Consider the following 11,635-nt stretch of genomic DNA (forward strand, 5'->3'; position numbering starts at 1 on the left):
ATGGGACTTTTTTTCTACACAAAAATAGGCTCCATAAGATTCATAGGGGATTTACCCACTACAAATATTATAGAGCCCAAATTAAGTGAAAGAGGTTGAGCCTAGCTCGCCTCTTTTATGATATAATCGAAAAAGAAAAGGAGAGTAGTATGTATCAAGTTGGAAATTTTGTTGAAATGAAAAAACCACACGCTTGCACCATCAAGTCGACTGGTAAAAAGGCTAATCGTTGGGAAATTACACGTGTAGGAGCAGATATCAAAATAAAATGCAGTAATTGTGACCATGTTGTCATGATGGGGCGATATGATTTTGATCGAAAAATGAATAAAATTATTGACTAATAAGCCTTAGTTAGAGGGTTAGCAAGTTTTCCCTTTTTGTGTTATAATATTAGGGATTGAAATGAAAACGGAGAATGAAAAAATATGGCTTTAACAGCAGGTATCGTTGGTTTGCCAAATGTTGGTAAATCAACACTCTTTAATGCAATTACAAAAGCAGGAGCAGAGGCAGCGAACTACCCATTTGCAACGATTGATCCAAACGTTGGAATGGTAGAAGTTCCAGATGAACGCCTACAAAAACTAACTGAAATGATTACTCCTAAAAAGACAGTTCCAACAACATTTGAATTTACAGATATCGCAGGAATTGTAAAAGGAGCTTCAAAAGGAGAAGGGCTAGGGAATAAATTCTTGGCTAATATCCGTGAAGTAGATGCGATTGTTCATGTAGTTCGTGCTTTTGATGATGAAAATGTAATGCGTGAGCAAGGACGTGAAGACGCCTTTGTAGATCCACTTGCAGATATTGATACTATTAACCTGGAGTTGATTCTTGCTGACTTAGAATCAGTTAATAAGCGTTATGCGCGTGTAGAAAAGATGGCACGTACGCAAAAAGATAAAGAATCAGTAGTAGAATTCAATGTTCTTCAAAAGATTAAACCAGTACTTGAAGATGGAAAATCAGCTCGCACCATCGAATTTACAGATGAAGAACAAAAAGTTGTCAAAGGTCTATTCCTTTTGACAACTAAACCAGTTCTTTATGTTGCCAATGTAGATGAGGATGTGGTTTCAGAACCTGACTCTATCGACTATGTCAAACAAATTCGTGAATTTGCAGCGACAGAAAATGCTGAAGTAGTCGTTATTTCTGCGCGTGCTGAGGAAGAAATTTCTGAATTGGACGATGAAGATAAAAAAGAGTTTCTTGAAGCCATTGGTTTGACAGAATCAGGTGTAGATAAGTTGACGCGTGCAGCTTACCACTTACTTGGACTGGGAACTTACTTCACAGCTGGTGAAAAAGAAGTTCGAGCTTGGACGTTCAAACGTGGTATGAAGGCTCCTCAAGCAGCTGGTATTATCCACTCAGACTTTGAAAAAGGCTTTATTCGTGCAGTAACCATGTCATATGAGGATCTAGTGAAATACGGGTCTGAAAAGGCCGTAAAAGAAGCTGGACGCTTGCGTGAAGAAGGAAAAGAATATATCGTTCAAGATGGCGATATCATGGAATTCCGCTTCAATGTCTAAAAAATTAATAAACGGTGTCAATTAGGTTGGAAAAAATTCCAACCCTTTTGGCTTTTGAAAGGAAAATAAATGACCAAATTACTTGTAGGCTTGGGAAATCCAGGAGATAAATATTTTGAAACCAAACATAATGTTGGTTTTATGTTGATTGATCAACTAGCGAAGAAACAGAATGTCACTTTTACACACGATAAGATATTTCAATCTGACCTAGCATCCTTTTTCCTAAATGGAGAAAAAATTTATCTTGTCAAACCAACGACCTTTATGAATGAAAGTGGAAAAGCGGTTTATGCTTTATTGACTTATTATGGTTTGGATATTGAAGATTTACTCATCATTTACGATGATCTTGACATGGAAGTTGGAAAGATTCGTTTAAGAGCAAAGGGCTCAGCAGGTGGTCACAATGGTATTAAGTCTATTATTCAACATATTGGAACTCAGGTATTTAACCGTGTTAAGATTGGAATTGGGAGACCTAAAAATGGTATGTCAGTTGTTAACCATGTTTTGAGTAAGTTTGACAGGGATGATTATATCGGTATTTTACAGTCTATTGACAAGGTTGACGATTCTGTAAACTACTATTTACAAGAGAAAAACTTTGAAAAAACGATGCAGAGGTATAACGGATAAATGGTGACCTTATTAGATTTATTCTCAGAAAATGATCAGATAAAAAAATGGCATCAAAATTTAACAGATAAGAAAAGACAACTAATACTAGGTTTATCAACGTCTACTAAGGCTCTTGCAATTGCAAGCAGTTTAGAAAAAGAAGATAAGATTGTTTTATTGACATCAACTTATGGAGAAGCAGAAGGACTTGTTAGTGATCTTATCTCTATCTTGGGTGAGGAACTTGTCTATCCATTTTTGGTAGATGACTCCCCTATGGTCGAGTTTTTGATGTCTTCACAAGAAAAAATCATTTCACGGGTTGAAGCCTTGCGTTTTTTGACTGATTCATCTAGGAGAGGGATTTTAGTTTGTAATATTGCAGCAAGTCGATTGTTTTTACCTTCTCCGACTGGATTTAAAGAAAGCATTATAAAAATTGCAGTTGGTGAAGAATATGACCAACACGCACTTATCCATCAGTTAAAAGAGATAGGCTATCGAAAAGTTACACAAGTACAAACTCAGGGCGAATTTAGTCTGCGAGGAGATATTTTAGATATTTTTGAAATATCCCAGTTAGAACCTTGCCGAATTGAGTTTTTTGGTGATGAAGTCGATGGTATTAGGTTATTTGAAGTCGAAACACAATTATCGAAAGAAAATCAGACAGAACTCACCATATTTCCAGCTAGCGACATAATTTTGAGAGAAAAGGATTATCAACGAGGTCAGTCAGCTTTAGAAAAACAAATTTCAAAGACTTTATCACCTATTTTAAAATCATACTTAGAAGAAATTCTTTCAAGTTTTCACCAAAAACAAATTCATTCTGATTCCAGGAAATTTTTATCTTTGTGTTATGACAAAATATGGACTGTTTTTGACTATATTGAAAAAGATACCCCAATATTCTTTGATGATTATCAAAAATTGATGAATCAGTATGAAGTCTTTGAAAGAGAATTAGCGCAGTACTTTACAGAAGAATTACAGAACAGTAAAGCATTTTCTGAGATGCAGTATTTTGCTGATACAGAGCAAATCTATAAAAAACAAAGTCCGGTGACCTTTTTCTCTAATCTTCAAAAGGGGCTAGGAAATCTCAAGTTTGACCAAATTTATCAATTTAATCAATATCCTATGCAGGAGTTTTTCAATCAATTTTCTTTTCTAAAAGAAGAAATTGAACGATACAAAAAAATGAATTATACTATTATCCTGCAGTCTAGCAATTCAATGGGAAGTAAAACATTGGAGGATGTTTTAGAGGAATACCAGATTAAATTGGATTCCAGAGATAAGTCAAGAATCTGTCAAGAATCTGTAAACTTAATCGAGGGCAATCTCAGACATGGTTTTCATTTTGTAGATGAAAAAATTCTGGTGATAACTGAACATGAGATTTTTCAAAAGAAATTGAAACGTCGTTTTCGAAGACAACATGTTTCAAACGCAGAGAGATTAAAAGATTACAATGAACTTGAAAAAGGAGATTATGTTGTTCACCATATCCATGGAATTGGTCAATATCTAGGGATTGAAACAATTGAAATCAAAGGGATTCACCGTGATTATGTCAGTGTTCAATACCAAAACGGGGATCTAATCTCTATCCCAGTGGAACAGATTCATCTACTTTCCAAATATATTTCAAGTGACGGTAAAGCACCTAAACTAAATAAATTAAATGATGGTCATTTCAAAAAAGCAAAGCAAAAAGTTAAGAACCAGGTAGAGGATATAGCTGACGATTTAATTAAACTTTATTCTGAACGCAGCCAGTTGAAGGGGTTTGCTTTCTCAGCTGATGATGAGGATCAACATGCTTTTGATGATGCCTTCCCTTATGTTGAAACGGATGATCAACTGCGTAGTATTGAGGAAATCAAGAGGGATATGCAGGATTCTCATCCCATGGATCGACTTTTAGTTGGAGATGTTGGTTTTGGAAAGACTGAAGTTGCTATGCGTGCAGCCTTTAAGGCAGTCAATGATCACAAACAGGTTGTCGTTTTAGTTCCGACGACGGTTTTAGCGCAACAGCACTATACGAATTTTAAGGAACGATTCCAAAATTTTGCAGTTAATATTAATGTATTGAGTCGCTTTAGAAGTAAAAAAGAGCAGACCGAAACACTTGAAAAATTGAAAAAGGGTCAAGTTGATATTTTGATTGGAACCCATCGTGTTTTGTCAAAAGATGTTGTGTTTGCTGATTTAGGATTGATGATTATTGATGAGGAACAGCGATTTGGTGTCAAGCATAAGGAAACCTTGAAAAAACTGAAGAAACAAGTGGATGTCCTAACTTTGACCGCTACTCCAATCCCTCGTACCCTCCATATGTCTATGCTAGGAATCAGAGATTTGTCTGTTATTGAGACTCCGCCGACTAATCGTTATCCAGTGCAAACCTATGTTTTGGAAAAGAATGAGAGTGTCATTCGTGATGCTGTTTTGCGTGAAATGGAGCGTGGAGGTCAAGTTTACTACCTTTACAACAAAGTTGACACGATTGACCAGAAGGTTTCGGAATTACAGGAGTTGATTCCAGAGACTTCGATTGGATATGTTCATGGGCAAATGAGTGAGATTCAGTTAGAAAATACTCTACTGGATTTCATTGAAGGTCAGTATGATATTTTGGTGACAACTACCATTATTGAGACAGGGGTGGACATTCCAAATGCTAATACTTTATTTATTGAAAATGCGGACCATATGGGTTTGTCAACCTTGTATCAGTTAAGAGGAAGAGTCGGTCGTAGTAATCGTATTGCTTATGCCTATCTCATGTATCGTCCAGAAAAATCGATTAGTGAAGTCTCTGAAAAGAGATTAGAAGCGATTAAAGGATTTACAGAATTGGGATCCGGATTTAAGATTGCGATGCGAGATCTTTCGATTCGTGGAGCAGGGAATCTCCTAGGAAAATCCCAGTCTGGTTTCATTGATTCTGTTGGTTTTGAATTGTATTCGCAGTTATTAGAGGAAGCTATTGCTAAACGAAACGGTAATGCTAACACTAACACAAGAACCAAAGGGAATGCTGAGTTGATTTTGCAAATTGATGCTTATCTTCCTGATACTTATATTTCTGATCAACGACATAAGATTGAAATTTACAAGAAAATTCGTCAAATTGACAACCGTGTCAATTATGAGGAGTTACAAGAAGAGCTGATGGACCGTTTTGGAGAATACCCAGATGTAGTAGCCTATCTTTTAGAGATTGGTTTAGTCAAGTCATATTTGGACAAGGTCTTTGTTCAACGTGTGGAAAGAAAAGATAATAAAATTACAGTTCAATTTGAAAAAGTCACTCAACGATTGTTTTTAGCTCAAGATTATTTTAAAGCTTTATCCGCAACGAACTTAAAAGCAGGTATCGTTGAGAATAAGGGATTAATGGAGCTTGTGTTTGATGTCCAAAATAAGAAAGATTATGAAATTTTAGAAGGTCTGCTGATTTTTGGAGAAAGTTTATTAGAGATAAAAGAGTCGAAGAAAGAAAATTCCATTTGATATTTTTCTTCTATCAAAATAGATAAAAATGGTACAATAATAAGTTGAGGTAATAAGGATGAGATTAGACAAATATTTAAAAGTATCGCGAATTATCAAGCGTCGTACAGTCGCAAAAGAAGTAGCAGATAAAGGCAGAATCAAGGTAAATGGAATCTTGGCCAAAAGTTCAACGGATTTGAAAGTTAATGACCAAGTTGAAATTCGTTTTGGAAATAAGTTGCTACTTGTAAAAGTACTAGAGATGAAAGATAGTACAAAAAAAGAAGATGCAGCAGTCATGTATGAAATTATCAGTGAAACAAGGGTAGAAGAAAATGTCTAAGAATATTGTACAATTAAACAATTCTTTTATCCAAAATGAATACCAACGTCGTCGCTACCTGATGAAAGAACGACAAAAACGGAATCGTTTTATGGGGTGGGTATTGATTTTGATTATGCTGTTATTTATTTTGCCAACTTTTAATTTAGCGCAGAGCTATCAGCAATTACTCCAAAGACGTCAGCAATTAGCAGACTTGCAAACTCAGTATCAAACTTTGAGTGATGAAAAGGATAAGGAGACAGCATTTGCTACCAAGTTGAAAGACGAGGATTATGCTGCCAAATATACACGAGCGAAGTACTATTATTCTAAGTCGAGGGAAATAGTTTATACGATTCCTGACTTGCTTCAAAGGTGATAAAATGGAAAATTTACTAGACGTAATTGAGCAATTTTTGAGTTTATCAGATGAAAAGCTGGAAGAATTGGCTGATAAAAATCAATTATTGCGTTTACAAGAAGAAAAGGAAAGGAAGAATGCGTAAATTCTTAATTATTTTGTTGCTACCGAGTTTTTTGACCATTTCAAAAGTTGTTAGCACAGAAAAAGAAGTAGTATATACTTCGAAAGAAATTTATTACCTTTCACAATCTGACTTTGGTATTTATTTTAGAGAAAAGCTAACTTCTCCTATGGTTTATGGAGAGGTTCCAGTTTATGCGAATGAAGATTTAGTAGTGGAATCTGGAAAATTGACTCCCCAAACAAGTTTTCAAATAACCGAGTGGCGCTTAAATAAACAAAGGATTCCGGTATTTAAGCTATCAAATCATCAATTTATAGCTGCGGACAAACGATCTTTATATGATCAATCAGAGGTAACTCCAACAATAAAAAAAGTATGGTTAGAATCTGATTTTAAACTGTACAATAGTCCTTATGATTTAAAAGAAGTGAAATCATCCTTATCAGCTTATTCGCAAGTATCAATCGACAAGACCATGTTTGTAGAAGGAAGAGAATTTCTACATATTGATCAGGCTGGATGGGTAGCTAAAGAATCAACTTCTGAAGAAGATAATCGGATGAGTAAAGTTCAAGAAATGTTATCTGAAAAATATCAGAAAGATTCTTTCTCTATTTATGTTAAGCAACTAACTACTGGAAAAGAAGCTGGTATCAATCAAGATGAAAAGATGTATGCAGCTAGTGTTTTGAAACTCCCTTATCTCTATTATGCGCAAGAAAAAATAAATGAGGGTCTTTATCAGTTAGATACGACTGTAAAATACGTATCTGAAGTCAATGATTTTCCAGGTTCTTATAAACCAGAGGGAAGTGGTAGTCTTCCTAAAAAAGAGGATAATAAAGAGTATTCTCTCAAGGACTTAATCACAAAAGTATCTAAAGAATCTGATAATGTAGCTCATAATATATTGGGTTATTACATTTCAAACCAATCTGATTCCACATTCAAATCCAAGATGTCTGCCATTATGGGAGATGATTGGGATCCAAAAGAAAAATTGATTTCTTCCAAGATGGCCGGGAAGGTCATGGAAGCTATTTATAATCAAAATGGATTTGTGCTAGAGTCTTTGACTAAAACAGATTTTGATAATCAGCGAATTGCCAAAGGTGTTTCTGTGAAGGTAGCTCATAAAATTGGGGATGCGGACGAATTTAAGCATGATACGGGTGTTGTCTATGCAGATTCTCCATTTATTCTTTCTATTTTCACTAAGAATTCTGATTATGATACAATTTCTCAGATAGCCAAGGATGTTTATGAGGTTCTAAAATGAGGGAACAAGATTTTTTAAATCATTTTCTCAAGAAGGGATATTTCAAAAAGCATACTAAGGTGGTGCTAGCTCTTTCTGGTGGGTTAGATTCTATGTTTCTATTTAAGGTATTATCTACTTATCAAAAAGAGATAGAAATTGAATTGATTCTAGCTCATGTGAATCATAAGCAGAGAGTAGAATCAGATTGGGAAGAACAGGAATTAAGGAAGTTGGCTGCTGAAGCAGAGCTTCCTATTTATATCAGCGATTTTTCAGGAGAATTTTCAGAAGCGCGTGCTCGACATTTTCGTTATGATTTTTTTCAAGAGATCATGAAAAAGACAGGTGCGACAGCCTTAGTTACTGCCCACCATGCTGATGATCAGGTGGAAACGATTTTGATGCGTTTGATTCGAGGAACTCGCTTGCGCTATCTATCAGGAATTAAGGAGAAGCAAGTAGTCGGAGAGATAGAAATTATTCGTCCCTTCTTGCGTTTTCAGAAAAAAGACTTTCCACCAATTTTTCATTTTGAAGATATATCAAATAAGAAAAATTATTATTTTCGCAATCGTATTCGAAACTCATACTTACCAGAATTAGAAAAAGAAAACCCTAGATTTAGAGATGCGATCTTAAGCATCGGCAATGAAATTTTAGATTATGATTTGGCAATAGCTGAATTATCAAAGAATATTGATGTAGAAAATTTAGAGCAGCTATTGTCTTACTCTGAGTCTACACAAAGAGTTTTACTTCAAACTTATCTGAATCGTTTTCCAGATTTGAATCTTACAAAAGCGCAGTTTGCTGAAGTTCAGCAAATTTTAAAATCTAAAAGCCAGTATCGTCATTTACTTAAAAATGGCTATGAATTGATAAAAGAGTACCAATGGTTTAAGATTTGTAAAATCAGTCCTCAGTCTGATGAAAAGGAAGATGAACTTGTGTTACACTATCAAAATCAGGTATCTTACCAAGGTTATTTATTTTCCTTTGGACTTCCTTTAGAAGGTGAATTAATTCAGCAGGTACCTGTTTCACGCGAAACATCCATACACATTCGTCATCGAAAAAGAGGAGATGTTTTGATTCAGAATGGGCATAGAAAAAAACTCAGACGTCTATTTATTGATTTGAAAATCCCTATGGAAAAGCGAAAATCTGCTCTGATTATTGAGCAATTTGGTGAAATTGTCTCAATTTTGGGAATTGCGACCAGTAATTTGAGTAAAAACACGAAAAATGATATAATGAACACTGTACTTTATATAGAAAAAATAGATAGGTAAAAAAATGTTAGAAAACGATATTAAAAAAATCCTCGTTTCACACGATGAAATTACAGAAGCTGCTAAAAAATTAGGTGCTCAATTAACCAAAGACTATGCAGGAAAAAATCCAATTTTAGTTGGGATTTTAAAAGGATCTATTCCTTTTATGGCTGAATTGGTCAAACATATCGACACACATATTGAAATGGACTTCATGATGGTTTCTAGCTACCATGGTGGAACAGCAAGTAGTGGTGTTATCAATATTAAACAAGATGTGACTCAAGATATCAAAGGAAGACATGTTCTATTTGTAGAAGATATCATCGATACAGGTCAAACTTTGAAGAATTTGCGAGATATGTTTATTGCAAGAGAAGCAGCTTCTGTTAACATTGCAACCTTGTTGGACAAACCAGAAGGACGTGTTGTAGAAATTGAGGCAGACTATACCTGCTTTACTATCCCAAATGAGTTTGTAGTAGGTTATGGTTTAGACTACAAAGAAAATTATCGTAACCTTCCTTATGTTGGAGTATTGAAAGAAGAAGTGTATTCAAATTAGAAAGAACAATTTTTAATGAAAAAACAAAATAATGGTTTAATTAAAAATCCTTTTCTATGGTTATTACTTATTTTTCTCCTAGTTACAGGTTATCAGTATTTTAGTACAGGTAGTGTTGCAGGGAAAAGTGAGCAAATTAATTATACAGAATTGGTAAAAGAAATTACCGATGACAATGTAAAAGAATTGACTTACCAACCAAATGGCAGTGTTATCGAAGTTTCAGGTGTTTATAAAAATCCTAAAACAAGTAAAGAAGAAACAGGTATTCAGTTCTTTTCTCCTTCTGCTACAACAGTAGAGAAATTTTCAAGTATTATTCTTCCTTCAGATACTACAGTATCAGAATTGCAAAAGCTTGCTTCTGACCATAAGGCAGAAGTAACTGTTAAGCATGAAAGTTCAAGTGGTATGTGGATTAATATTCTTGTATCCATTGTGCCATTCGGTATTCTATTCTTCTTCCTATTCTCTATGATGGGAAATATGGGAGGAAATAATAGTCGTAACCCGATGAGTTTTGGACGTAGTAAGGCTAAAGCTGCAAATAAAGAAGATATTAAAGTAAGATTTTCAGATGTTGCTGGAGCTGAGGAAGAAAAACAAGAACTGGTTGAAGTTGTTGAATTCTTAAAAGATCCAAAACGATTTACAAAACTTGGGGCTCGTATTCCAGCAGGTGTCCTTCTGGAGGGACCTCCGGGAACAGGTAAAACTTTGCTTGCTAAAGCAGTCGCCGGAGAAGCAGGTGTTCCATTCTTTAGTATCTCAGGTTCTGACTTTGTAGAAATGTTTGTCGGAGTTGGAGCTAGTCGTGTTCGTTCTCTTTTTGAAGATGCCAAAAAAGCAGCACCAGCTATTATCTTTATCGATGAAATTGATGCTGTTGGACGTCAACGTGGAGTCGGTCTCGGCGGAGGAAATGACGAACGTGAACAAACCTTGAACCAACTTTTGATTGAGATGGATGGTTTTGAGGGAAATGAAGGGATTATTGTCATCGCTGCGACAAACCGTTCAGATGTACTTGACCCTGCCCTCTTGCGTCCAGGACGTTTTGATAGAAAAGTCTTGGTTGGCCGCCCTGATGTTAAAGGTCGTGAAGCAATCTTGAAAGTTCATGCTAAGAACAAGCCTTTAGCAGAAGATGTTGATTTGAAATTAGTTGCCCAACAAACCCCAGGTTTTGTTGGAGCAGATTTAGAGAATGTCTTGAATGAAGCGGCTCTAGTTGCTGCTCGTCGCAATAAATCGATAATTGATGCCTCAGATATTGATGAAGCAGAAGATAGAGTTATTGCTGGACCTTCTAAGAAAGATAAGACTGTTTCACAAAAAGAACGTGAATTAGTTGCTTACCATGAGGCAGGACATACCATTGTTGGTCTAGTCTTATCGAATGCTCGCGTTGTCCATAAGGTTACCATCGTACCACGCGGACGTGCCGGCGGATATATGATTGCACTTCCTAAGGAAGACCAAATGCTTCTTTCTAAAGAAGATATGAAAGAGCAATTGGCTGGCTTAATGGGGGGACGTGTAGCTGAAGAAATCATCTTTAATGTCCAAACTACAGGAGCTTCAAACGACTTTGAACAAGCTACACAGATGGCGCGTGCAATGGTCACTGAATATGGTATGAGTGAAAAACTAGGTCCAGTTCAATATGAGGGCAATCATGCTATGTTTGGCGCACAAAGCCCTCAAAAATCAATTTCAGAACAAACAGCTTATGAAATTGACGAAGAGGTTCGTTCATTATTGAATGAAGCACGAAATAAAGCTGCTGAAATTATTCAGTCAAATCGTGAAACTCACAAGTTGATTGCAGAAGCATTATTGAAATACGAAACATTGGATAGTACACAAATTAAATCTCTTTACGAAACAGGAAAGATGCCTGAAACAGTAGAAGAAGAATCACATGCATTATCTTATGATGAAGTAAAGTCAAAAATGAATGATGAAAAATAACCCAAAGAGAGGCAAGACCTCTCTTTTTTGTGCAGTTGAGGAGGTAAAGGGGACAGAATGGATGAAATGTGCC

Annotated in this window: 11 protein-coding genes; all 11 read left to right on the forward strand. The window is 35.6% G+C overall.

Going from position 1 to position 11,635, the window contains the following annotated elements; translation table 11 throughout:
* Positions 1–149: 149 nt before the first annotated feature.
* The 11 genes from N8L90_RS09005 to ftsH all read left to right on the forward strand — a co-directional run bounded on the left by N8L90_RS09005 (position 150) and on the right by ftsH (position 11,562).
* Complete coding sequence (locus N8L90_RS09005) at positions 150–344, forward strand: DUF951 domain-containing protein (protein WP_000285186.1); 195 nt, start codon at positions 150–152, stop codon at positions 342–344.
* 84 nt (positions 345–428) lie between these two features.
* Positions 429–1,544, forward strand: coding sequence for a redox-regulated ATPase YchF (ychF, locus tag N8L90_RS09010; protein WP_261025158.1), 1,116 nt, complete (start codon positions 429–431; stop codon positions 1,542–1,544).
* A 69-nt stretch (positions 1,545–1,613) separates the two neighbouring features.
* Positions 1,614–2,183 (forward strand): aminoacyl-tRNA hydrolase, encoded by a 570-nt coding sequence (pth, locus tag N8L90_RS09015; RefSeq protein WP_261025159.1) that lies wholly within the window; start codon positions 1,614–1,616, stop codon positions 2,181–2,183.
* Positions 2,184–5,693 carry a transcription-repair coupling factor gene (gene mfd / locus N8L90_RS09020; protein WP_261025160.1) on the forward strand — a complete coding sequence of 1,170 codons (3,510 nt, stop codon included), beginning with the start codon at positions 2,184–2,186 and terminating at the stop codon, positions 5,691–5,693.
* A 58-nt stretch (positions 5,694–5,751) separates the two neighbouring features.
* Positions 5,752–6,018 (forward strand): RNA-binding S4 domain-containing protein, encoded by a 267-nt coding sequence (locus N8L90_RS09025; protein WP_049535526.1) that lies wholly within the window; start codon positions 5,752–5,754, stop codon positions 6,016–6,018.
* Positions 6,011–6,379, forward strand: coding sequence for a septum formation initiator family protein (locus N8L90_RS09030; protein WP_000041912.1), 369 nt, complete (start codon positions 6,011–6,013; stop codon positions 6,377–6,379). The genes N8L90_RS09025 and N8L90_RS09030 overlap by 8 nt, the downstream gene beginning before the upstream one ends.
* Before the next feature lie 4 nt (positions 6,380–6,383).
* Positions 6,384–6,506 (forward strand): SP_0009 family protein, encoded by a 123-nt coding sequence (locus tag N8L90_RS09035; protein ID WP_000429334.1) that lies wholly within the window; start codon positions 6,384–6,386, stop codon positions 6,504–6,506.
* Positions 6,499–7,767 (forward strand): serine hydrolase, encoded by a 1,269-nt coding sequence (locus N8L90_RS09040; RefSeq protein WP_261025162.1) that lies wholly within the window; start codon positions 6,499–6,501, stop codon positions 7,765–7,767. The genes N8L90_RS09035 and N8L90_RS09040 overlap by 8 nt, the downstream gene beginning before the upstream one ends.
* Positions 7,764–9,041, forward strand: a complete 1,278-nt coding sequence (tilS, locus tag N8L90_RS09045) for a tRNA lysidine(34) synthetase TilS (protein WP_261025164.1) — start codon at positions 7,764–7,766, stop codon at positions 9,039–9,041. The genes N8L90_RS09040 and tilS overlap by 4 nt, the downstream gene beginning before the upstream one ends.
* Before the next feature lie 4 nt (positions 9,042–9,045).
* Positions 9,046–9,588: a hypoxanthine phosphoribosyltransferase gene (gene hpt, locus N8L90_RS09050; RefSeq protein WP_000892176.1), complete on the forward strand. Its 543-nt coding sequence runs from the start codon at positions 9,046–9,048 to the stop codon at positions 9,586–9,588.
* Positions 9,589–9,603: 15 nt separating this feature from the next.
* Entirely contained in the window at positions 9,604–11,562 is a 1,959-nt protein-coding gene (gene ftsH, locus N8L90_RS09055) for an ATP-dependent zinc metalloprotease FtsH (protein WP_033675596.1), read from the forward strand.
* Positions 11,563–11,635: the final 73 nt, after the last annotated feature.

The organism is Streptococcus mitis (assembly GCF_946190115.1).
In the GTDB taxonomy this organism is placed as follows: Bacteria; Bacillota; Bacilli; order Lactobacillales; family Streptococcaceae; genus Streptococcus; species Streptococcus mitis_CO.